This is a genomic window from Streptococcus sp. A11, assembly GCF_043674225.1.
GTDB classification, from domain to species: Bacteria; Bacillota; Bacilli; order Lactobacillales; family Streptococcaceae; genus Streptococcus; species Streptococcus suis_V.
The window spans coordinates 1-23,155 of record NZ_JBIMJS010000004.1 but is presented as its reverse complement, the minus strand read 5'-3'; the positions used below and the strand labels follow the sequence as shown (position 1 = coordinate 23,155).

Genomic DNA, 23,155 nt, shown 5'->3' with positions numbered 1-23,155 from the left:
GAGGTTCTACAACTCTATTTTACATCATTTCTAAAAACATGTCCGCTAAAACCTCAAATTTTTTCAAGCTTTCGACCTAATAAATCATCTAAAATATCCGTCAGACTAAGTGACTTATTCGTCACTTGCACCGTCACCTTATAACCCTCAATCACAACCTGCGGTAATTCCGCACCTGTTTGTATTTTTTCCATAAACGTTTTTCCTTTACTTCAAAATATTGACCTCAGTGGGAAGAACTGGTTAAGTCCTACATGGGGATTGCACCCGCTGTCCTTTCTCGATGGCAGCCTGAACGTTCAGAAGTATCATTATCCTCATTTGTCTCATGGCAGATAGGTAACCAACCTATTTTATAGCCGATAATTCTCGCTCATCTCACGGCGTACCAGGCTAAATTGCTCCACAAATGATTAAAGTCCCACCTTGGTTTATTCAGTTGTCAATGAACAAACAAGGAGAGACTTCTATTTTTGTATTCTTTTACGAAAATCTGTTAGATGTAACAAATAATCCGTGCTCACACTATAAAGATTTGAAAGCTTAATCAAAATATCTACTGGCAATTCTCTGGTGCCACTTTCTATTCTAGAATAAAAGGATTGACTACAACTCAAATAATTTGAAATAAACTCTTGACTATAGTCAGAATCCTCCCTCATATCTCTTAGTCGCCTATACATTCGTTCACTCCTAATGAAATTATAATTAAGATTTGAACGAATCTTAAATTTTATGCCAAATTGGCATAAAAGATAATCCTACTCTGGAGAGAAATATCCTAAAAGTTCTGCTTTATGGATTGCCTCCTGCCTATTATTAACACCTAGCTTTGAAAATACATTTGCCAAATGATTCGAAACAGTCCGTTTGCTTAAAAATAAGGTTTCACAAATCTCATCAATTGTTAAACCATTTCTGACCGATTCTAACACTTCTATCTCTCGTTCAGACAAGATATCCACGATTTCTTCTACCGAAAAATACTTTTTTCCACTATATATACCTTTTAATTGAGTAAGAAGCTTATCTGGATCGATACTTTTATCAATAAAAGCATAAGCTCCCATCTTCTGAGCTCGATATTCATAAATTTTTTTGCTATATCCTGTTAAAATAACGATTTTAATACCTCGTTCTTTTTTTATCATTTCTTCTGCCAAGGCTAATCCATCTGTTTCATAAATACTAGTCAAATTAATATCTATCAAAATGATATCGTATCGACTATAATCAATATCATCTACTGATTGAAAATTTTCAACTAAATCAACATAATCAATTGTTTCTGATAGCTCTAAAATCATTTTTATGCTCTGACTAAACAACTTGTGATCATCAATTAATAAAATTTTCATAGCATAACTCCTTATCTATTGGTAATTGGATTTCTACTTGAAACATAGCATCCATTGTCTGAATTTCTATTGTTCCACCTAAAACACTGACACGATTTTCTAAATTCTTTAACCCATAACCAAGATGGTTACTAGAAATATCATAATCATTTTTACAAGATAAATAAATAATATCGTCAGATACAGAGAGAGATAACGAAATAATATGGCCTGACGAATATTTAACAGCATTGGTCACTAACTCTTCAATAAAGCGATAAAGAATCTTATCATACGGTTCCATTAGAAAAAAATCAGACTGAAAATCTGTTTCAACTTTTTTCATAGTCTCATATCTCCTCAATATTCTATCAATTAATGATGTATATTTTTTAGTTAACTCCTCATTGCCACTACTCATTGGTTGATAATAATCCATTCTCTCTCGGATACGTTGAACTAGTTCATCTGAGACATATCCAATCTGAGTTCTAAACTTCTCATCTTCTCCATATTTATTAAAGTTTTTAATAGCCATCACACTTTGTAATACTTCGTTATGAAGAAATTCTGCGAATTGTTGCTCTATATCTTCATTAGCTAACAAATTCTTCACCATCTTATTTCTTTTCAAAAATAAAACTTCTAAATAATCTTTTGCACCCGTTAGCCGCTTACCTCTAAATAATCTAATAAATTCTTCCGTTAGAAATCCAACTATCAGCACAAGTAAATTAAAACAAATAAAACTTTGTTTTAAGTCTAGTCTTACAATAATAAATGTAGTAACCAAAAGGATACTTACCCCCAGTAGTACTTTTAAACTTGCCTCAATATATAATAGTTTCAACTCATCTATCTTTTTTTGAAAACTCATATAAATTGTTTTCAAGTGGAACGCAACAAGTACCAAAAGAATTTCTACATACCATAAAAAGTTTAAAATACCAATATCAGTCGTATTAATATATAAAATAATATAAGTAACTGGTAGGAAAAATGAAAGGAAGGTTAAATTTTTCCTCTGGTAATTTAAAAAAGATTTCAACTCTTTTTTATACATCATTAACAGAATAATAGGTAAGTAAGAAATGAAAAATGATGTAAATATAGATAAAAATAAAAAGAGGGGCTTGCTAAAAAAATAAGATATCTCTGTAATAATTATAACAATAAAAGTTACAAAAAATAGTTCCTCACCTATTTTTTTACCTAACAAAATAATAGATACTGAACTATAAACTAATAGAAAAGAATTAATGGGATGAAGTAAATTTAAAAAATGGAATAATGTGTGTTCAACATTCAAATTCAGAGCCAATTGCCAACTAATTAAAAATAGCGATAGTAATAGCCACAACTTCAATTCACTATATTTAAACTTTAAGAAATTACAAATGTAAGTAGAAATAATCAACAAAATAATAAAAACAACTGCAAATTTTTGAGTAAAAGTTGATGAAAAGTCAAATGGAATTTGAAGGTATATATAAATCATTAATATAAAATGATTTATTAAAGTGATCCACCATAACAATAGTGAGTTATCAGAAATATTCTTTAACCACGTCTTCATATTTAAAATTTCCTACTATGATTTTTTATTATCATTATATCACAAAACCAGAATAAGGATAGCTAATATCCTATTCTGGTTTTCACTCATCGGGTCTGATTACTAGCCTTTAAACAAACTTTATAGGTAAAATAGATATAAACTGCAAATAAGCCAATCATAAACAATAAATATTTTGCATCAATGACAACTGTCGTATTCGCGAAATTTTCAAAGTAGCCTAATAAGCTGTTACTAAGTGAATAACTCAATGGAACAGCTATTAGCAACGGGATTAGAAAATAGGCAAGAATCTGTTGAAAAATAATTTTTTTATTTTGCTTTCTTTGATTTCCTAGTAAATAAAGTATATTGTAATCATTAACGCTTTCTAATGCATTTGTAGAAGCCTGCAACGACAGAATACTCAATGTGATGACTGTAAAAATAACTCCCACAAAAATTAGAACTAACACAATGACTCCCATAAATCCTAGATATAGTTCTGCTGATCGAACTTTTGTTTGATATACAAAATCAGATTGATTTCCTTCTTGATCCGTAAAATAATAATTTTCAATCCAGTTCTCTAAAAATGATTCAACATTTCGTTTATCAATCCCTTTTTTATATAAGGCTACATAATGTAAACTGTTAACAGTCAATTTTTTCGCTACTTTATCAGGAACGATCAATGTCCCTCGATCATTATTTTCTACTGTAGTAACAAAATAAACATTTTCCAAAGCACTTTTAGAACTTGACCTTAACTTTACACCGGAAACAGTCAATTCGTTATTTTTAGAGAGAAATTCCCTAATCTGCTTCCTAGTACCTTTATAGTTTGCATTTATTAAAAATTCATTGTCTGACAAACTGACTTCTTTTTTCCCTTGAAGTCTTAATAAAGAATTGTAATCAGTAAGCGAAACAATATTAACGAACGAATCTCCTAATTCTTTATCTAAATCCCATAAATTGCTTGTATCAATAATATCTTTATAAGTCAATTCACTTATATAAGTTGGATACTCAAGCTCTTTATCAATAATCGAAAAGTCAAAACCATCTTCTTTTAACTTACTCTTTACATCTATATTGTTATAATGGTATTTTTCTCCCTTAAACATCTGCACATCAATATCATAAGGAATAAATTTATTTAAATCATTACTCAATGAACTGTAGGCGCTACCACTAAAAATCAATAAGCTAGTTGCTAATGTCAAGGAAAGCGATAATACCGATATAGTCACCGAATTACGATCTGCCTGTTTAGATAGTTGTCTGAGTTTAAATGAATTATATTTCTTGAAATACCAATTTGGCAATGAATAAGTTAAGCGGATCAAAGAATGGCTTAATGTACTGTAAAAAATAAATATAACTAATACAAACAGTGTTATAAGTAACATTCCCCAATTTCTAAGAATTGAAATATGAGTATAGTCTGATAGATAGACACATCCAAAGCAAATAACTAGTGCCGATAAGATAAATAATAGCACTTGCCACTTTGTTTCTCCTTTCGAAAAAATAGAACTTTTAACACCATTTTCTTGAATAAGAGAAATAATAGCTTGCTTTCTAAAGGTAAATATGTCCATCACACCAATAATTACACTTGTTGCTAAATATGATATTCCTAGTAAATTCACTGATTTCATGTCTAGGAAAAACATATTACCAAAATAATTCCCCATAAAAAAATTAGAGGCAATATGTGCTAGAACAATCAGTACTCCTAGCCCTAAAATAAATCCTGCAAACAAAGCAAACAGATTAACAACCATTGTCTCACAGAAAAGCGTTCCTACAATATGACGTTTTTTCATCCCCAATGTTGCGTATAGACCTAGCTCTTGTTTTCTTCGGCCTAATACGAAACCAGTGGAGTAAACAACTAAAAAAGCAATTGTACTCAATACAACATAAGATAATAGCCCCATATATTGTGACATAATGGTTGTCATCATCTCCTTAGCACCTGATAAACTTTGCATGACAGGATGACTTGGCAAAGCATTAAATGCATAGAGTAGACTATAAATTAACGTCAAACTAAGAAAGTAAACTGTGTATGTCTGTAAATTTCTTTGAACATTTCTAAGAATTAATTTTAGATACATCTTACTTCTCCTTATCGTGTATGTTTATAAATTTCTTGTAAATATTCTTCATTTGATAAAGAGTGGCGGTACATATCTGCTGTAACTTGCCCATCCTTTAATAGAATAATCCGTGATGAATATTTAGCTGCTGCTGGATCATGTGTCACCATTAAAATGGTAATGCCAAAATCTTGATTAATATCTTGCAGAAGAGCCATTAAATTTTCTGAGTTAGCCGAATCTAAAGCACCTGTTGGTTCATCTGCAATAAGCAGTTTAGATTCATCAATTAGAGCACGTGCAGTTGCAACACGCTGTCTTTGTCCTCCTGATAATTGATTGGGAAATTTATTTCGTAATTGACCAATTGATAATTTTTCTAGGATATTTTCTATTTTTAAATGACAATCAGAAACTTTTTTTCCTTGAATCTGTAACGGTAAGACAATATTCTCATAAACTGTTAAAGTTTCAACTAAATTATAAGATTGAAAGATATAGGAAATATTTTGTGAGCGATAGTTTGCCAACTGATTATCTGTTGCATTGATTATATCAAATCCCTCAAAGGAAATATCACCTGACGTCGGCTTATCAATTGTTGAAATACAGTTTAACAAAGTTGTTTTTCCACTGCCGCTTGCTCCCATGATAGCAAGAAATTCTCCTGTCTTTACAGAGAGATTAACATCCGATAAAGCATGAACTAGACTATCTCCCTCCCCAAACTCTTTATTTAAATTTTTTACAACTAATTGTGACATAAGTATTCCTCCATTTCTATTTTACAAGACTATTATAATCAATCTGTTCTTTAATATCATGAGTAATTCGTGCATAATCTCTCTAAAGACAAGTAAAAAAGCCATAAACTAGTATGGCTTTTTAAATATACATCATTTCCGTTCTTTCCGTTTTTTCATAACGTAGACGACACCAATAATGGATACTCCTAAAATCAATACGGGAGCATAAAACTCAAGTGTTCCAATAATTCCTTCCATCTTACCCTCCAATCTTGTTCATTCTATCCACAGCGGACATTTGGTGATGTACATTCATAAGAAAAAGTGAAAGCCCACCCACAGCGACCTTGACTAGTCATTCGAACTGCAGTTCTGAATCCAGCTGCGGAATTACCTGATAGTTCTTGATTGTCAATTTCATGACGCAAGCTATCAACTTCTACATAATTTTCTTTCATTTTATTCCTCCTATAATTTATCATTTAACTCTATCTCTGTCAACTATAACAAGGAAAGTTTACACATCTCAAGAAACATATATACTTCCTAAATTAACAATTAACATTATTACTTGTACATTCATAAGAACATGTGAAACATCGACCGCAGCGACCAGCCAGAGTCATTTTAAATGCTGAATACCAGCCTCCTGCACCAGAAGTTCCTTCCAATTCTTGAGTGCTAATTTCAAAGTCTAAAGTGTCAATTTCTGAATTATATTGCTTATTTTTCATATTGTCCCTCGCAAAACTTTCCTTGTTTATAGTAAATTTAACAAACGCTATTTATCAGAATAAAATTTTCTAATCCTTAGTTAACCACATTTTACATGATTACTAGTACATTCAAATGAACCCGTAAACCATCGACCACAACGACCTGCTAGACTTAATTGAACTGCCGTAAACCAGCCTGAACCTGATTTACCCGAAAGTTCTTGTTCTTTTACTTCAAAATCCAAATTATCAATCTCTGATGACATTTTCTTGTTTTCCATCGTTTTCTCCTATTTTTATTTACCACAACTTACGTTGTTACTAGTACATTCAAATGAACCCGTAAACCATCGACCGCAACGACCTGCTAGACTTAATTGAACTGCCGTGAACCAGCCTGAACCTGATTTGCCTGAAAGCTCTTGCTCGTTTACTTCAAAATCAAGACTATCAATTTCTTCACGTTTATGAATATCTTTAGTCATAAACAACTCTCCTTTCTTTTTTTAGATGATCATCTTTACACTACTAAGTATACATCGTTAAATAGCTTTAGTAATGAGTAAATCGTGCAATAATATTGAACGCTTTAAAAATGACAATACAGATTGATTAGCTATATATTCTAATATAGTAATAGACTCCGTGTAAAGTATCTTTTTCTAGCTATGTCAAGCTAGCTTGAACAATTAAAATGGAACAATCAATTTAGCTCTATGACAATGTATCTATCATAATTCTCACACCTTCAGCATACTGCTAATAGAAAATAAAGTTGGAGGCTATATTGATGTCACAACGGAGTATTTCTTTGGAAATTCCACAATCTTGTCGTTGTTATCAGAAAAACAAAAATAATCTGTTCTTAAAGTTTGTATTAGAAAATTAAATTAAAACTTACCTTGTTTCAAGCTCTCAATCAAGAAACAATAGAAACCATTTTGAATAAGGTATTAATCTATGGCAATTCGACTAACAAAATTGGCTATTCTTTCAGAGAAATATCATTATGAACCTCTTGGCAATTACCAAGCAACATAAGCTTGATTTAGAAAAATATACCACCGATCTTCTAAAACATTTTCCCAATGAGAATACACTAACAAAAAGAAGTTCTAAGAACCTATTTACATAAGCTAAGATTATACAAGACAATCGCCGATAACGAAAAATCTCCAATTGCCCCATGAGGATAAATTAGAGATATACAAGCTAAAAAAACAAGGAGTTAGTTGGTCACAGATTTGTAGCCAATTTGATGTCAACGTCAGTGGACTGAAGTATTTGATTCGCTTGATGGACCGCTATGGTATTGAAGTGGTTAAAAAGACCAAAAATACATACTACTCTCTTGAGTTAAAGAAAGAAATAATGGATACAGTGTTCCTTCAGAGCTATTCTTTAAGACAAGTTTCACGCGATCACGCTCTCCCAACTGACAGTATACTCTCAGTTAGTGTAAAATAAATCTCGGAAACACCTTTACAAAACAAAAAAAGTCCTATATCCTAGGAGAACACCACATTCCCTTAGAAAGATATAAAACTTATGACTATTGTAACAGAGATTTCCGAGATTTTAAAGTCTAGCAAGCATTTATTAAGTGTCCAACTTTTGGGGGTCAATACAACCCCTTGGTTAACGAGGTTTCAATGAACATCCTAGCTCACTACGGAAACATGGGCTTCCAAATCAGATAGCCTTCAATAAGATTTCCCAAGAATTATTATCAGCTATAATCGGTAAAAGAAATCTAATTTCTAGAAAATCCTTGAACTATCAAACTCTACACCAAGTTTTTCTGAGTTATTTCAAAATATCTAACTTAATTTGACAAATGAGGTTTTGCAAAATTTTCTAAAATTCTAAATAATTATTTTGTTTTGCAGGAAATCTAATAAAAAGAGAGAACCATCTTGATTCTCTCGTATGTTATGGTAAATCACTCACTATCCTTGACGAAGTAGGATTCTTTTCAATTTTTTTACATTTTCCATTGTTAGTAAGTGATACTATAAAACTAAACTCCATATCTCTGAAACATAAGATTATTCTTTCTTTTCTTGGAAGTATGATACAAATGATAAGCATAATCAACTCATTTGATGCAAAATAACTTAAACTTGAGATTTTTTATTAAAATTAATAATTCATTTGATAAAGTTGACTGTATAAACCATCTCTATTATTTAATAGCTCTCTATGCGTCCCTCTCTCAGAAATTTTTCCATTGTCCATAACAAAAATCTGATCAGAGTCAATAATTGTAGATAAACGATGTGCAATCAAAATTATAGTAATATTCTGCTCTTTAAATTTTCTCATTATTTGTTTTTCGTTTACATTATCTAAATAGCTTGTCGCTTCATCTAAGAGCATAATTCGAGGTTTCTTGACTAATGCTCTAGCCAAAATAATTCTTTGACGTTGCCCACCAGACAAGTTCAATCCCATCTCCGAAACTATCGTATGATACCCCATAGGCATATTTTGGATTTCATCGTGAATATTTACTAATTTACAAATTTCCTCTACTTCTTCTTGTGAAATAATATTATCACCTATAATATTTTCAAGAATAGTTTTATTAAAAAGCGTCATATCTTGAGGCACAATTCCAATTTGTTGACGTAAGTATTTTTTCTCAAATTCATCATAATCTATATTATCAAACAATATTTTTCCTGAACTTGCTGGATATAGACCAATTAATAACTTAGATAGAGTGCTTTTTCCAGAACCAGATGATCCGACAATTGCAACCTGCTCTCCTTGTTTTATTTCTAAAGAAATATTTTCTAAAACTTTTTTACTATCTTTTGTATATGAAAATGATACATTTCTTAATTCAATATCACCTTTTAAATCAAATTTTAATTGTCCATTTTCCTCCATGTCTTCTTCTAAAATTTCAACTATCCTAGCTAAAAACGTTTTACTATTATAAAATGATACTACTGTTTCAAAAATATTATTAGTTTTACTGAATAAAAGAGTACTTAAAGAATAAAGTGCAAATACACTTCCTATACCAACACTACTATTTGATTGTAAGGAAACAAATAGCAATACAAAAGGTGAAATAAATGTGATAATAGTAAATAACGAATTCACAAATCCTGAAAAAATTTCGCTACATTTATACCTATATATATTTTTATCAAATAAACTCTTCCACTGCTTATATGTCTGGTCTTCAAAACCTTCCATTTTAATTCCCATCATAGAATAAACCATTTCAATTTGTTTATTCTGTAAGTCATTTTGAGAAATTATAAATGACTTATTTCTTTGTTCTAAACTCTGTTTGGTCAAGAATAATATAGAAAGATTCAAAAAAAGCAATAGAATAGCTAATAAGGATATAATATAATTAAATCTAGCAAAATAGATTAAAATGCAAATAGCAAACCCTATATCTAAAATCCCAAGTATAAACTGATTTGTAAATAACTGTCTGATTCTAGACAAACCATTTATTGAGTAGATTAAATCTCCGCTACTTCTAGTAGAAAAAAATTTATAAGGTAATTTAAAGAGGTTACTTATCACACTATTGTTTAGTCCCTCATCAATAGTACTTGTTAATATAATTGCAAAATATCTCTGGCACAACATGATAATAAAATATATGGAGACAAAACCTAAGAATCTAAGTAATAAATCGAATTGTTTAATAGATACTCCCTGCGATACTTCGTTTAAAATTTGTTGCATCCATAGAGGAAAAATAAAATTTACTCCATAACTACCTAGTGTTAAAAAAAGTAATGGAATAAAATATGACCAAGTTTTTAACAACTGTTTATAAACTACTTGAAAGTTTTCTTTACTCTTTCTACTAGATACTTGTGAACTATCTACTATACTGATTAGATACTCTGAAAAACCTTCTGAAAATTCTTCCAAACTATATCTAATTCTACCAAGCTCTGGATCGACAACCCATACAAATTTTTTATTTGCCTTCTCAATTACTACAAAATGTTTACTTTGCCATAAGGCAATTGCTGGAGTCAAAATTTTAGAGAAATTTTCAACTTGTTCTTTAGGATAACGAAACGACTTAATAGAAAATCCAATATTCTCTAATATATCAATTAAATTTCCAAAATTTGTTCCATCCCTTCCGGTTTCTTGAATATTACGTAAAGCTTTGACAGAAATCTCATGATCAAAATAACTTGATACCATTGCTACACAACATAAACCGCACTCTGTTTTTTGATGCTGTTCTATAAATGGTACTCTTCTCTTCATTACATTCCTCCTCGTAAAATAAGTTTATGGGGATTTTTCAATTCCAAATTTTTAATAATCGTAAAAACGTTAACTTGACTATTGCAAGGTTTTCCAGAACAATAGAGTCATGGAATGGACTCATGGTTGTTTCTTTTCCTTCTTGTTGCTTAGACTTCATTTTAAAGTCTGTTACCCAAGCGTTGTTCCTACTTCCAACACACTAGCTATTTCCATTATGCTCACTTCTGTACGTAGTAGCGTACAGGCGGCAAGTGAGCTAGTGATTAGAATTCTCTTATGCGAGGCTGTTGGTCCAACGTGTTTCTGGGGAACCTTACAGTAGTCAAGAAACTTTCCAATTACAAATGAAAGGAGACCTTCCAAATGAAATGTTTTGTCGGTTTAGATGTTAGCTCTACCAAATTAGATGTCTGTATCATGCTTAGTGATACAACAACTCCCTTTACAGCTTCTCTTCCCAATGACCTAGTAGGTGCTTCTGAAATCAAGAAACAAATTCTTGAACTCAATGACTCCTATTCATTTGAACGCATCGTCATTGGTATGGAAGCCACCAGTCTCTACAGCTTTCACCCTGCTATGTTCTTTCATGAAGACAGCGACTTGAAAGCTCTAAAGGTTGAGGTCATGGTCGAACAGCCCAATAAGATTAAGAAATACCGGGAAGCCTTTGAAGAAAACAAGAATGATACCCTTGATGCCTTCTATATTGCCGATTATTTCCGTATCAAGCGATTCTCACCTGCTTTTCTCAAGGAAGAGAAATACATGGCGCTCCAGCACTTGACCAGAACCAGGCTTCAACTCATTGAGCAGTTGACCAAGACCAAGCAGCACTTTATTGAGAATATCTACTACAAGTGCAATACCTTATCAACTGAAATCAAGAATGAGAACCTCTCAACCAATCTCTGGTCTAGCACAATCATCTCTCTTATGACAGAAGACTACTCCCTAGACGAATTAGCCACTATTGCTCTCGAAGATCTGGCAGAATTTCTCCAGAAACTAGGAAGAGGACGATTCAAAGCTTCTGAAAAGCTAGCGAAAGCTATTCAAGCGGCCATTCGTGGTTCTTATCGTCTCTAAACTCCAACAGGATTCTGTCAATGTCATTCTTGGGCTATTAGCTCGAGAAATCAGAAATCTGGAACAAATGATTAAGGATATTGATAAAGCTATTGAAGACATGGTAGAAGTCATTCCCGAATACCAGTGTTTAACTTCTGTGCCTGGTGTTGGTAAAGTTTACGCTGCAGGAATTATCACTGAAATTGGACAGATTGAGCGATTTAGAGATCATCCTCAAGTCGCAAAATATGCAGGATTGAATTGGAAACAGTATCAATCTGGGAACACTAACTCTCAAAATACGGAACTTGTAAAACGAGGCAATCGCTATCTTCGCTATTACTTAGTTGAAGCCGCCAACTCGGTGAGGCGACATGATAGTGAGTATCAAACCTTTTATATGAAGAAGTATCAAGAAGTTCCTAAACATCAACACAAACGAGCCATCGTCTTAACCGCTAGAAAATTTGTGCGTCTGGTGGATCAACCGCCAACTCTATACGCCACCAAGAAGGCTTATGGAAGATAAGTGATTATCGGCACATGTCCTTGGATAAGCTGGCGAAAAAAGCGTTTTTCGCTAGGTGTTTTTAGTGCACCCTTTTTTCTAAAAAATCAACTAAAAATTAATCAACTTTCTATTGACTTTTTAGCACTTAATTTAATAATAGCAATTCATTAAGACATTTTCTACCTGCCTTATAATTAGCCATCAATATTCCCATTTCACCTGTCAAAACACCCCAATCATCAGTTTCATAGGTCATTTTTTCTAATAAATATTGATTGCTTTCCTGATGTATCGCATTTTCAAATTGATTAGTTTGAACAGGTAAAATTGAATCCAAAATCACCAAATTACCCACATTCCCATGACAAATTGAATTATCCAAATTTAATCCATTAGTTAGTATATCTTTGCTGTAATATTCCACTTCTTCAGATAACAATTTGTCTGATAAACCATTAATTAACAAATAATGCTTAGCTTTTACAATACCAACAATACCATTACACCATGAGTAGTATTTAGCATTTTTTCTTATTTTTAGAACTCTATTGTGATCTAGCTCCTCTCTCTCTTTCCTTAAATAGTCTTGTACACACTGAATAATCATTTTTCTAATATTTGAATCTGTACTTAAACTTAAACTATATTTATATAACTGAACAATTACACCGTAATTCCCGTGAGCATACCCTGGATCTTCTGAAATCCAGCTCCCTTCTTCAGCATATATTTTAAGCAGACGTTGAACAATTAGTTTCATCAACTTATCTGTTAAATTTAATATATCTAAATTTCCTTTAAATGTACTATTGACTTTCAATAAAACACCTAAAATACCAGAAATCCCACCTATAATATCCAAATTATCTAAATTTGAAACTATATCTTTAGTTCTAAAAATGGTTTCAAAGATAAATGTTTCAATCTCTAAAGGAATATCTTTATTACTCTCCTTTAATACACACAATGCATATAGATAGCCATAAATTCCAGTAAAAGCCCCAATATTTTGATACGTAATATCAGAACTAAAATCCTTTATGTAGTTAACAGTGTATTTCATTACTCCAGAAAAAAGTTCTTCTAACTCCTTGATTTCTAAACTATTGATTCCAAGTAAAATACCTGCTGTACCTGAATATAAATCATACTTCATAGGTGATATGTCATAATTTTTATCCATAGCTAGCATTGCTAACCAACTAATTTCGCCATCATGTTCAAACCTACTAGATAATAGTCTTTTTACAAATAATTCTCTTCCAAAGTCTTTTCTTTTAAGTGGTTCAATATTTTTTACAAATAATTCTGTTCCCATAAAAGACATATTAATGATTCTCTTCTGACGAACTAAATTTGAAGTAGATGCTATTTTTATTCTATTTAAAATTTTCTCTACAATACTTTCACCCTCAAGTGATAAAATATACTCCTTAACTCCATTTGAAATATTATTATTAGATGAATCGGAATAAAAAATCGGAACATCATCATTTTTCAATTGATTAATCTCATCATGAATCATTTTACTATCAAATTCATTTGAAATATCACCATATTCATATAATCTAAGAAAATACATTTCAAAATCATAACGATTTTTTAATAGTTCTGGGTGATGACTTGTCTCTAGTAATTGTACATATATATTAGTATTCCTATAAATGTATCTCGTTTCACAATTATTAAAATATTTCTTAATCATTTTTGAAATAACTGACTTATTATCAACAAAGATTCTATAAATCTCTTCAAATCCCTGTTGAACTTGAGGTAAATAATTAGAACAAGAGATATTCTCACCCTCGTATCTAACAGTACTAGGAAAGCTTCCAACCTCTTTAAAAACTTTTTCAATTCTGATTTCATCAGTGCCAACATTAGACAGCTTATGAGTTAAATAAGGAGATTCTCTTCTTGCTCCAGAATTTAATGCACCTATTTCCATTCCTTTGTTATTATTAATTGAATATAGTGTCATTGGCAAAATACCTGTACTATATACTGAGTTAGCTACAAAGTCATACATTTTATGTACAGATGTATTAATTTTCTCATTTTCGCTAAAATGAAGAATTGTTTCATTATCAATTAAATAAGGAAATCTCCCGGACGCTAATACATTTTCTCCATGATAATCTTTTGCACCAAACAAATGTAAAAATGCTAAAATTTTCCCCATATTTTCAAAATATATTTTAACATCTTCTAAAGTAGAACATTCTTGAATTTCAATCATTTCTACATAGCTATATCCTTTCTTAATTAAAGTCTTAGGGATAAATAATGTATCCGAGATTCCAAATGTCTTTTCAAATTCTTCTGCAAATAATTTTAAATTAACATCCAATATCATATTACGAGGCTTATACACAATATCCTTATCTTTGAAATTTAATATACAAACTGTCTTACCTTTAGAATGAGTATCACCGGCATTAAAATTAATTTTGAATAATTGTAAATCCGATACTTTAAAATAATTCTGAATATCTTGAATGTCGTCTTCTAAATTATTTAAAATTTCTTGGATATAAAAACTTATATTTTTTAATTTTTGATCTAATACCTCATATAACATTGGGTATCTTTTATAAAAATCAACAATATACTCTTTATCTCGTAATAAAATATCTATATAGTATTTATATCTATCCTCTCTACTCTCCCCCAGAAGTTTTGAATTTCTGCGTAAATCATTAATTTCTAAGACAACTGTACGATAACTGATATTCATACAAATATCAAAAAAATATTCTTCAATACTTTCTATAAAAGTCTGTTTATCAGAAATATAATTCTTAGTTTCAACAATACTATAAATCTTTTGGACATATTTATAACACAATGGTTTATATAAATCTAACCAATTAATTCTAGTCTTAAGCCTTTGCTGTGGAATATATAAAATCCATTCACATTGTTCTAATGCTTCTTCAATAAGTAAATTTTTACTTTCATCATAGTCATTATATAGTTGTTCCCATTCATTGAGCCCTTTCCCTGAAACATTCTTTAAAAATGTATCTAACTCCTGAGAATTATTGACATTATTAAATAGTTTTATCCATTTATCTGTAATTGCTGACATAGTAATTCCTCCTTATAATTACTTTAAGATTATCAAATTTTCAAGTAATGATAATGAGTATTCTATGCACTTTTGAGATTGAGAGAAATCTATTTTTAAAAATTTATATTTATTGTCATCAACAAACCTTTTTACTCCATTGAAATATTATCTCGTTGTTTGAGTTTAAGAGTTCCTCCTATATTTAACACTTTTACAAATGTTTCTAACTTTCTGGCTAATCCCTCATATTCATCAATTTCTTTATCAAATTCCTGTTGCATTATCAGTATGTCTTTATTAAGCTGATTTAGAGTTATCGATTCTGTCATGTTCATTTTAGAGAAGTCGTACTTAGCTAATTTCTTACTTTCGTGATCCTCACTCTTCAGATTAATAAATACTTCTGCCATCTTGTTCAAGGTGGCGATTTTTTCTTGTGTTTCTTCCAGCTTCATATCAAGCTCTGCAATTTCTAATACAAACTCATCTTTGATTTCTTGGTATTGTTTGTTTGTGTTAGACAGTTCAATCATAAGATTAATTTCAGAAATCTTCTCTTGAAGACTTTTTAAAGTTGGTCGTCTATAAGGGAGTTTTTGGCTATCGTTGGTCAATTGCCTGATTAAAGTTCTCCCTTTGATAAAACAATTTTTATCCGAGTTTACTTTGTTATAGACAAAGTAAGAGGACGTTTCTCGAATGTAAACTTTATATTTTTTCTGATTTTCTCCTTCTAGGATATCCAACTGATAGTTGGGAATAAAGATGAGCCCACTTTGTTTGATACCAAATGAAACCTTGATATAGATACCATCATCAACTAATTTCTCAATCTGATTATCCGTAAGTTCAACTTCAAACTCATGAACGGCATCTCGTTTTTCCTTGTATTTCTTGAAGGCTTCCTCGATTTCTTCTGCGGAGACTTTCTCCTTATGCTGCTTCTCTCGAAAAGTCTGATAATCTTCCTGAATATTTTCTAATGCTTGAATATCTCTTGCCTCTTTGTCTTCAAAGTAATGGTTAAAAAATGGAATGTCGTACAATTTCTTATCACTAACTTTTTTATGGCTTAGAGTAATCTTTTGACCATCTTCTTCTAGGGTAAAAATCACATTTTTTTGTTTTAACTCTATGGTTAGATTCAACTCTTTTGCTTTTACATGCAATTCTTCTAGTGAATGAACAGACTCTAATAAAAATTCTAAACGACTTTCAATCTCTTGTTTGGCAAAATGTGTTCGAAAAAATTCTTCATCATATAAGTCCCGTTTACTAAGTTGGCGACCTCGAATTGGTTTTGTCATTGCTCTATCAGTCATCAAAAAACGACTATGCTTCTGACTAAAATCAATCTGGACATGCAGCTGCTTTGCTTTCTCTAAAAAATCATCAAACGCTTTAGATTGCTGCATCAAAAAATAGAGACGTTGTTTCAATTCAAACTTATGACTAAATTCCCTATATTTTTTATAATCTCGGTAGGAATAACGCTTTTCAATAATTTTTGCACCAGCCATTTTAGAAATACGATCAGAAATCATCCGTAAGTTCCGCTCCTGGGCATAATCCCATTTGAGTTTCTTATCTGAATTGAGATCAACAGAATTGATAAGAATATGATTATGGGTATGTAACTTGTCTGTATGAGTTGCTACGATGAAGCGATAATTTCCACCAGTCAATTCTTTCACTGTTTCATAGCCAATACGATTAATTTCTTCAGGAGTGAGGCTGTCCTCAGGAGAAAAAGATTGAATCACATGATGGGCATGAATTTTTTGTTGTTTTCTTTCCAAACGGTCATTTCTCGAATCATACAATTCATCATTATTGATGAAATTGATATTGTACATCTTGACCATCTCTTCATAAGTTGGAAAGTCCAAGTAATTACTCATTCCAAAATCAGAAACGAATTCAAGATTATTGGTCTTCTCAGGATTGAGAATATATTTGATTAAGCGTCTACGATATTTTTTCCCATGAGTCGCAAAGTGTTTAGTGACTACCATGAAACTCCTTTAGCGCTTTAACATTCATATGAAACTCTTTCTCAACTTCAGAAATCATCTCGTCAATCCCTTGACTCAAACTTTTTAGTTGTTCCTGAGAAATGAGATGACTTTGGTTAATCGCACGTGTAATCTGATTGATGTTATTTCCAATCCTTCTCAATTCAAAAACGAGTTCCTTATAATTTGAAGTGTCAATTGTTAAAAATGTCATGTTTGGATTAAGCAATACTTTTCTAGCATATTCGGAAAAATTTTTACTCCTACTTTCTGCAATACGATTATTCAGTTGTTTTAATTCACTATCTGTTAAAAAGACTTTTTTCAAGTTGGTTCTGTAACGATATTCCATACTAACCTCTTATCTCATATACTTGTCACGAAATGATTGACTTAGAGAATGTGATTGGCTTACTTCCACAATCAACTCCTGAACACAGGTCAATAAGATTGAAACATGCTCTTGAGTCACTTGATGATTTTGCTTAGCGATGACTAGTACCTCATATAAATCACGGCTAACCTGTTCTAACTTTTGTGATTGCCATAGGGAAAACCACATCTCAATACTTTTGTCATCGTCATCAGTTTTAAAGAGGTTATGCCGAAGAAATTCTGAAAAACTCTCTATCTGCTGATCTTTCATCATCTCTTTTATCTGTTTTTCTTCTTGTCTCGTCATTCTAAACTGCTTTCTAACGAGCCTAATATCTTGTTTCATTCTATCCATCCTTTCAAATCAGGCATTGTCTGACAATGTGAGGCAGCCTGACATTGTCAGACACCCCTCGAAAGACCTCACTCGTTCCTTGTTCGGTCTTTGCGAGCTCAGTTATTGTGTCCACAATAACCTAAAATCTAATCGCCAGCTGAACCCAAACCTTACAGGTTGGTCAGCCGACGATAAGAAAACATGGTGGCTTCGCCCCCAAACCCCCAAGAAAAAGTCAAGGGTTGATTTTCTAAAACTAGATAGAGTGTAACAAGAGAGAGCTGAAAAAATTATCACAGGAAAAGAAAAAGAGCCATTTGGCTCTCGAAAAATTTCTGAAATAGCTTAACCTAAAACTTCAAAATCATCACTACCATCGGCTTCACCTGTTAGACACGTGAAGCACATGTAGCTCCCTACCAGTGCACTCCCTGCTACCCAAATAGGATATCCACAATTCATACACCTTGCCCCTCCTTCTTTTTCTTCAAGTACTGCACGCAAGGTTTCTTCAAGCTCTTTGGGATTGATGTCTGGATTATTATTGATAGTCAATTCGACAAATTCTTTGATTGAAATAAGATTCAATACTTTACCTCCGTTCTAATCTATTTTTTAGTCCGTGTCCATCTAAGCACTTATCATATCTTTATTGCCAATAAATCCATCCAATTTTTTGGAAAACCATAGTGTCTCAAATCCACTTGTTCTTGATTACTTTCTTCCAGAAGCTTTTGTAATTTTTTATTCCAAAAATTCTTAGTTTCTATGGACATTGACAAGATAAGATGTCTCATTGCTATAAAATAGATAAATAGTGTCTTGCTATCATTCTCTGAGTCTGTCACTAGCAACTCTCTGTCAGAATGATGAAAAGCTGGCAGTGTATGGTGTAAGCGACCATATAATCTGCCATTGTGTGAGCAAATATTCCTAAGATAACGAAGAGCGTTACACCAAGACAATAAGATTTTAGCTGGAATGTTATCATCCTTGTCCAAGGGAAGACTAATATAGGCAGCAACCTTATTTCGATATTCTGGTTGTAGGGCAACGAGGAAGGACGCTATGTTTCCAAATGTCATTAAACGAAAAACGGTCCAAGGTAACACGACCCCATATTGGTTAATCTGATTCTTGATTGTGGCATCATCTTGTTTTTCCAAAATCAATCGTGACAAATGATATTTTGTTTTCAAAACAATATCCAGCCTCTTAGGATTTTCTTTTCGGTATTTAGATTGTTCTGAATAATAGAGAGTATCATCTTCAAAAATATAAGAAGTTTTATTGTATCCAATCGTCAGAGCATCAGCTGTACTCTTCTTCAAAAAAACTTCGATACGCTCCAATATCTCTTGAAGAAAATTTCTAAAGTAGCTATCAAATAAGTAAACTCTTTTTGCTTCTATGTATTTTCTGTCCACCAACTTCCCATATTGAGAGAATGATTGGAAGTCTATATCTCTTAAAAAGTCAATACAATCCTGTTTATAAAAATCATCATTCCCATTGTATTTGAAAGACCAGTTAGAGTTTTCTTTCATATGGACATATAACTGTTCTTCAGTTAAAGCCGGCTCAAGAGAACATTTTAATTGAGTTGGTGCTAATACTGGTCTATAAACCAACCTAGTTTTATCAGTAATATCTAAATCTAACGGCAAATAGTCCTTAAAATTTATTAATTCAAATACATTATTAGGCATAAAATATCTCTCCGCAATATGAAAAAAGGCCACCTAGTTATACATTGCTGTACCTTCGATGACTTCTAATCTAACTAAATTATACCACAACACCTCCTACTAAGCAAGAAAATACTTTACCAAATTTTGGGTCTCGACTTCTTTAATTGATTGGTGGTAATCAATTAAGGCTCGCAACTTATTTTCTTGGCGGAAAATAAGTTGGTCGTGGCTCTTTTTTTGTATTCTTTATTCAGTTCGTTGTTTCGTTATATCTAGTATATCGCTTTTTAAAAAAATAAGCAATGATTTCGTGCATTTTTTTACACGAAATCATTGCTTTTTTCTTCTTCCATTTCTAAATCCAATGTTACTTGTTCTGATTCTGGTTCTGTTGGCTCATTTGGGATTAAATCCACTACTAGCGTTGAGTTAGTTAACTTTGCAATTTGTTCTAGTGTTTTTATGGTTGGATCTGATTTTCCTGATTCTATTCGTGAATAATTTGATCTACTCATTTCTAATTCTTGGGAGAATTTTTCTTTTGATTTGGTACCTCTCATCTTTTTTAAGCTTTCTCTAAATGCTAGTTCCAAGTTTCTCCCCCCTGTTTATGTAAATATTTTGCACGTTATCCATTTAATTATATCGTTACACCTTGTAAATCACAAGTGATTAATCACAAATCACTTGTGATTAGTGATTTTAGCTTTTGTTGTCCGACGAAAAGGGCTCAATTAAGCGAGTTTGCTGTAACGTAACACCTTTTTAGAGGCAGGGGTCAAGCGCCCTTGCGCTTGTGGGGTTTTGGGGCTAGCCCCAAAGGTCTTAGAAGTCATTTGAAAAATGACCTTCTTTCTTAACTTGATTTATTGAGTTTAAATTTTTAATATCAAATTGGTCTTTTTCTGTTAATTCATATCCAGAGTGAAAAAGTAGTTGTGCTTCTTTTGAAATGCATGGTATTTTTCGATTTTTGTAATTTGTAGTTGTGAACCAATCTTTTTCGAATAGATAAAAACCGCCTTTTGGATCGGCTTGAGTTGCTGTGCCATCTTTTTTTAAATCTAAGGGATGTATATCTAAATATCCGTATTCTTCGTGTTTTAATTCCATTCTGGAAGGCATCCAATCTACAACTGTGATGTATCCAATCTCTTTTAATTTTTTAACTAATTTGTCTGTATGTTGTGAATCAAAATCGATATCTGAACTGCTCCCCGTCAAGTAGACAGGGTAAATAATGAAAACCAGCCTAAGCGGCTTGAGACCTGTATTCGACAGGGCTCAAGCCGTTCAGTCGTTTCTGGAGACGATCGTGGTTGTAGAACGATATGTAGTTCTCGATGGCCGCTGTGAGTTCGCTATAGGCCTGGAACTCACGCAAGTAGTACATCTCCACTTTCAAGGTGCCCCAAAAACTCTCGATCGGGGCGTTGTCGATGCAACGTCCGACCCGGGACATGCTGCGGGTCATTCCCGCGTCTTCTACCATTCGTTTGAACCCTCTCGAGGTATATTGGAACCCTCGGTCGCTATGGATCATCGGACGTGCTCCTGTACGGAGCCCCGCGATGGCCGGCATCATCGTCTGGAAGACGAGAGCGTTGTTGTTGGACTTCCCGATGCGATAGGCGACGATCGAGCCGTCATACAGGTCGATGATCGCGCTCAGGTATGCCTTCTTCCCGGCACCATATTTGAACTCGGTGACGTCGGTGCACCATTTCTCGTCCGGTCGGGACGCGCTGAACTCTCGGTTCATCAGGTTCTCGGCCACGTGCTGCGGCGTTGACTTCTTATGCTTCTTCCGCTTCCGGCGGATGACCGATTGGATCCCATGGATATGCATCAAGCGATAGACTCGCTTTTCATTGAACGGGGACAGCAGGGCATATGCGGAATCTGGTGTCGGATGAGATAACGGATCAGTTACTTTGTTTTTATCAGAAAAGGTGTAAGCTAAAACTTAGGTTAGACATTGCGCTAGCGATTTGGTACAATAAGGGGGAAGTTGAATTATATTTGAAACGATAGGAGGGAGAAGCAAATGAAATCTACAACTAAAGTAACATTTAGAGAACTTCATGTATAGGTGGCTGTGACAAGCTTTACATGGAGTGGAATAATTATTGTCCGAAGCCACCTTTGCAATTGCTAGTACTTACGCAAAGGAGGATATGAAAATGCAATACAAAATAATTAATGGTGCCGTTTACTATGATGGTAATATGGTGTTGGAAAACATCGATATTGAAATCAATGATAATGAAAAGATTGCTATTGTTGGTAGAAATGGATGTGGAAAAACAACCTTGCTAAAAGCTATTATAGGCGAAATTGAATTAGAAGAAGGAACTGGTGAAAGTGAGTTTCAAGTAATAAAGACCGGTAACCCTTATATTAGCTATTTAAGACAGATGCCTTTTGAAGATGAAAGTATATCAATGGTGGATGAAGTCCGTACGGTATTTAAGACGCTTATTGATATGGAAAACAAGATGAAACAGCTGATAGATAAAATGGAGAATCAATATGATGATAAAATCATCAATGAATACTCTGATATCAGTGAAAGGTATATGGCTCTTGGAGGTCTAACCTACCAAAAAGAATATGAAACGATGATTCGTAGTATGGGTTTTACTGAAGCAGATGATAAAAAACCCATTTCTGAATTTTCAGGTGGTCAGCGAACTAAGATAGCTTTTATAAAAATACTTTTAACAAAGCCAGACATTCTATTACTTGATGAACCTACTAACCACCTTGATATAGAAACAATACAATGGTTGGAGAGTTATTTGAGAAGTTATAAATCTACATTGGTTATTATTTCCCATGATAGAATGTTTCTTAATCGAATTGTGGATAAGGTTTATGAAATCGAATGGGGAGAGACCAAATGTTATAAAGGTAATTATTCAGCCTTTGAGGAGCAAAAACGAGAAAATCATATCAAACAGCAAAAAGATTACGATTTGCAACAGATAGAAATTGAAAGGATTACACGCTTGATTGAACGTTTTCGTTATAAACCTACGAAAGCTAAAATGGTGCAATCTAAAATTAAATTATTACAGCGTATGCAAATATTAAATGCACCAGACCAATACGATACAAAAACTTATATGTCTAAATTTCAACCGAGAATCAGTAGTTCAAGGCAAGTATTAAGTGCTTCAGAACTTGTGATAGGCTATGATACTCCTCTTGCAAAGGTTAATTTCAACCTTGAAAGGGGACAGAAGCTTGGAATTGTTGGGAGTAATGGTATTGGTGGTTCTGTTGCAAAGTTTTAAATAAAGAATAAAATCCCTTACGGTATCTATGATTTAAGCTGGGATTCCCAATAAT

Annotated in this window: 19 protein-coding genes and 3 pseudogenes; 2 read left to right on the top strand and 20 right to left on the bottom strand. The window is 32.6% G+C overall.

Annotated features, from left to right (window positions below; genetic code table 11):
- Window positions 1-53: 53 nt before the first annotated feature.
- The 11 genes from ACHBIF_RS03330 to ACHBIF_RS03280 all read right to left on the bottom strand — a co-directional run bounded on the left by ACHBIF_RS03330 (window position 54) and on the right by ACHBIF_RS03280 (window position 10,725).
- Window positions 54-194, bottom strand: coding sequence for a hypothetical protein (locus ACHBIF_RS03330; protein WP_032499446.1), 141 nt, complete (start codon window positions 192-194; stop codon window positions 54-56).
- Between the two features lie 273 nt (window positions 195-467).
- A complete protein-coding gene (locus ACHBIF_RS03325; RefSeq protein WP_044680671.1) occupies window positions 468-683 on the bottom strand; it encodes a helix-turn-helix domain-containing protein in 216 nt (71 codons plus the stop codon).
- A gap of 78 nt (window positions 684-761) precedes the next feature.
- The gene (locus tag ACHBIF_RS03320) at window positions 762-1,358 is read right to left on the bottom strand and encodes a response regulator transcription factor (protein WP_024394052.1); all 597 of its coding nucleotides are present in this window, start codon (window positions 1,356-1,358) and stop codon (window positions 762-764) included.
- Window positions 1,339-2,913, bottom strand: a complete 1,575-nt coding sequence (locus tag ACHBIF_RS03315) for a sensor histidine kinase (RefSeq protein WP_044980249.1) — start codon at window positions 2,911-2,913, stop codon at window positions 1,339-1,341. Before ACHBIF_RS03315 ends, ACHBIF_RS03320 begins: the two co-directional genes overlap by 20 nt.
- An 86-nt stretch (window positions 2,914-2,999) precedes the next feature.
- The gene (locus ACHBIF_RS03310; protein WP_044980250.1) at window positions 3,000-5,021 is read right to left on the bottom strand and encodes an FtsX-like permease family protein; all 2,022 of its coding nucleotides are present in this window, start codon (window positions 5,019-5,021) and stop codon (window positions 3,000-3,002) included.
- An 11-nt stretch (window positions 5,022-5,032) separates the two neighbouring features.
- Window positions 5,033-5,767, bottom strand: a complete 735-nt coding sequence (locus ACHBIF_RS03305) for an ABC transporter ATP-binding protein (RefSeq protein WP_024394055.1) — start codon at window positions 5,765-5,767, stop codon at window positions 5,033-5,035.
- Window positions 5,768-6,030: 263 nt separating this feature from the next.
- Window positions 6,031-6,207 (bottom strand): salivaricin M family lantibiotic, encoded by a 177-nt coding sequence (gene slmA, locus ACHBIF_RS03300; protein ID WP_024394056.1) that lies wholly within the window; start codon window positions 6,205-6,207, stop codon window positions 6,031-6,033.
- 93 nt (window positions 6,208-6,300) lie between these two features.
- The gene (gene slmA, locus ACHBIF_RS03295) at window positions 6,301-6,483 is read right to left on the bottom strand and encodes a salivaricin M family lantibiotic (RefSeq protein ID WP_024394057.1); all 183 of its coding nucleotides are present in this window, start codon (window positions 6,481-6,483) and stop codon (window positions 6,301-6,303) included.
- A gap of 80 nt (window positions 6,484-6,563) precedes the next feature.
- On the bottom strand, window positions 6,564-6,746 hold the full coding sequence (slmA, locus tag ACHBIF_RS03290) for a salivaricin M family lantibiotic (protein WP_024394058.1): 183 nt from the start codon (window positions 6,744-6,746) through the stop codon (window positions 6,564-6,566).
- Window positions 6,747-6,761: 15 nt separating this feature from the next.
- Complete coding sequence (gene slmA / locus ACHBIF_RS03285; protein ID WP_024394059.1) at window positions 6,762-6,950, bottom strand: salivaricin M family lantibiotic; 189 nt, start codon at window positions 6,948-6,950, stop codon at window positions 6,762-6,764.
- A 1,657-nt stretch (window positions 6,951-8,607) separates the two neighbouring features.
- A complete protein-coding gene (locus tag ACHBIF_RS03280; RefSeq protein WP_044980252.1) occupies window positions 8,608-10,725 on the bottom strand; it encodes a peptidase domain-containing ABC transporter in 2,118 nt (705 codons plus the stop codon).
- Window positions 10,726-11,091: 366 nt separating this feature from the next.
- Between ACHBIF_RS03280 and ACHBIF_RS03275 the strand changes: the two are divergent.
- Window positions 11,092-12,332: pseudogene (locus tag ACHBIF_RS03275) on the top strand (IS110 family transposase).
- Window positions 12,333-12,455: 123 nt separating this feature from the next.
- Here ACHBIF_RS03275 and lanM read toward each other — a convergent pair.
- The 9 genes and pseudogenes from lanM to ACHBIF_RS03230 all read right to left on the bottom strand — a co-directional run.
- The gene (gene lanM, locus ACHBIF_RS03270) at window positions 12,456-15,401 is read right to left on the bottom strand and encodes a type 2 lanthipeptide synthetase LanM (RefSeq protein ID WP_024395818.1); all 2,946 of its coding nucleotides are present in this window, start codon (window positions 15,399-15,401) and stop codon (window positions 12,456-12,458) included.
- Window positions 15,402-15,532: 131 nt separating this feature from the next.
- On the bottom strand, window positions 15,533-17,398 hold the full coding sequence (locus ACHBIF_RS03265) for an SAG1250 family conjugative relaxase (protein WP_024395817.1): 1,866 nt from the start codon (window positions 17,396-17,398) through the stop codon (window positions 15,533-15,535).
- Complete coding sequence (locus ACHBIF_RS03260; protein WP_024394063.1) at window positions 17,385-17,750, bottom strand: MobC family plasmid mobilization relaxosome protein; 366 nt, start codon at window positions 17,748-17,750, stop codon at window positions 17,385-17,387. Before ACHBIF_RS03260 ends, ACHBIF_RS03265 begins: the two co-directional genes overlap by 14 nt.
- A 9-nt stretch (window positions 17,751-17,759) precedes the next feature.
- A complete protein-coding gene (locus ACHBIF_RS03255; protein ID WP_024394064.1) occupies window positions 17,760-18,119 on the bottom strand; it encodes an SAG1252 family conjugative relaxosome accessory protein in 360 nt (119 codons plus the stop codon).
- Window positions 18,120-18,455: 336 nt separating this feature from the next.
- Window positions 18,456-18,698 carry a hypothetical protein gene (locus ACHBIF_RS03250; protein WP_044980253.1) on the bottom strand — a complete coding sequence of 81 codons (243 nt, stop codon included), beginning with the start codon at window positions 18,696-18,698 and terminating at the stop codon, window positions 18,456-18,458.
- 53 nt (window positions 18,699-18,751) lie between these two features.
- Window positions 18,752-19,819 carry an Abi family protein gene (locus ACHBIF_RS03245; RefSeq protein ID WP_017768987.1) on the bottom strand — a complete coding sequence of 356 codons (1,068 nt, stop codon included), beginning with the start codon at window positions 19,817-19,819 and terminating at the stop codon, window positions 18,752-18,754.
- A 302-nt stretch (window positions 19,820-20,121) separates the two neighbouring features.
- Window positions 20,122-20,394, bottom strand: a complete 273-nt coding sequence (locus ACHBIF_RS03240) for a helix-turn-helix transcriptional regulator (protein WP_011266100.1) — start codon at window positions 20,392-20,394, stop codon at window positions 20,122-20,124.
- A 232-nt stretch (window positions 20,395-20,626) separates the two neighbouring features.
- Window positions 20,627-21,007 (bottom strand): annotated as a pseudogene (locus ACHBIF_RS03235) (nucleotidyltransferase domain-containing protein); the annotation flags it as partial.
- 46 nt (window positions 21,008-21,053) lie between these two features.
- Window positions 21,054-21,686, bottom strand: a pseudogene (locus ACHBIF_RS03230) (IS3-like element ISEnfa5 family transposase); the annotation flags it as partial.
- A 298-nt stretch (window positions 21,687-21,984) separates the two neighbouring features.
- Between ACHBIF_RS03230 and ACHBIF_RS03225 the strand changes: the two are divergent.
- Window positions 21,985-23,100 carry an ABC-F family ATP-binding cassette domain-containing protein gene (locus ACHBIF_RS03225; protein ID WP_394718630.1) on the top strand — a complete coding sequence of 372 codons (1,116 nt, stop codon included), beginning with the start codon at window positions 21,985-21,987 and terminating at the stop codon, window positions 23,098-23,100.
- Window positions 23,101-23,155: the final 55 nt, after the last annotated feature.

What these genes read in the sequence shown, in the direction of transcription:
- ACHBIF_RS03305 (WP_024394055.1), bottom strand. Translation starts at nt 5,767, where the DNA reads ATGTCACAATTAGTTGTAAAAAATTTAAATAAAGAGTTTGGGGAGGGA.
- ACHBIF_RS03255 (WP_024394064.1), bottom strand. Translation starts at nt 18,119, where the DNA reads ATGAAACAAGATATTAGGCTCGTTAGAAAGCAGTTTAGAATGACGAGA.
- ACHBIF_RS03325 (WP_044680671.1), bottom strand. Translation starts at nt 683, where the DNA reads ATGTATAGGCGACTAAGAGATATGAGGGAGGATTCTGACTATAGTCAA.
- slmA (WP_024394059.1), bottom strand. Translation starts at nt 6,950, where the DNA reads ATGACTAAAGATATTCATAAACGTGAAGAAATTGATAGTCTTGATTTT.
- ACHBIF_RS03225 (WP_394718630.1), top strand. Translation starts at nt 21,985, where the DNA reads ATGCAATACAAAATAATTAATGGTGCCGTTTACTATGATGGTAATATG.
- ACHBIF_RS03320 (WP_024394052.1), bottom strand. Translation starts at nt 1,358, where the DNA reads ATGAAAATTTTATTAATTGATGATCACAAGTTGTTTAGTCAGAGCATA.
- ACHBIF_RS03310 (WP_044980250.1), bottom strand. Translation starts at nt 5,021, where the DNA reads ATGTATCTAAAATTAATTCTTAGAAATGTTCAAAGAAATTTACAGACA.
- slmA (WP_024394057.1), bottom strand. Translation starts at nt 6,483, where the DNA reads ATGAAAAATAAGCAATATAATTCAGAAATTGACACTTTAGACTTTGAA.
- lanM (WP_024395818.1), bottom strand. Translation starts at nt 15,401, where the DNA reads ATGTCAGCAATTACAGATAAATGGATAAAACTATTTAATAATGTCAAT.
- ACHBIF_RS03280 (WP_044980252.1), bottom strand. Translation starts at nt 10,725, where the DNA reads ATGAAGAGAAGAGTACCATTTATAGAACAGCATCAAAAAACAGAGTGC.
- ACHBIF_RS03330 (WP_032499446.1), bottom strand. Translation starts at nt 194, where the DNA reads ATGGAAAAAATACAAACAGGTGCGGAATTACCGCAGGTTGTGATTGAG.
- ACHBIF_RS03260 (WP_024394063.1), bottom strand. Translation starts at nt 17,750, where the DNA reads ATGGAATATCGTTACAGAACCAACTTGAAAAAAGTCTTTTTAACAGAT.
- ACHBIF_RS03245 (WP_017768987.1), bottom strand. Translation starts at nt 19,819, where the DNA reads ATGCCTAATAATGTATTTGAATTAATAAATTTTAAGGACTATTTGCCG.
- ACHBIF_RS03265 (WP_024395817.1), bottom strand. Translation starts at nt 17,398, where the DNA reads ATGGTAGTCACTAAACACTTTGCGACTCATGGGAAAAAATATCGTAGA.
- ACHBIF_RS03315 (WP_044980249.1), bottom strand. Translation starts at nt 2,913, where the DNA reads ATGAAGACGTGGTTAAAGAATATTTCTGATAACTCACTATTGTTATGG.
- slmA (WP_024394058.1), bottom strand. Translation starts at nt 6,746, where the DNA reads ATGGAAAACAAGAAAATGTCATCAGAGATTGATAATTTGGATTTTGAA.
- slmA (WP_024394056.1), bottom strand. Translation starts at nt 6,207, where the DNA reads ATGAAAGAAAATTATGTAGAAGTTGATAGCTTGCGTCATGAAATTGAC.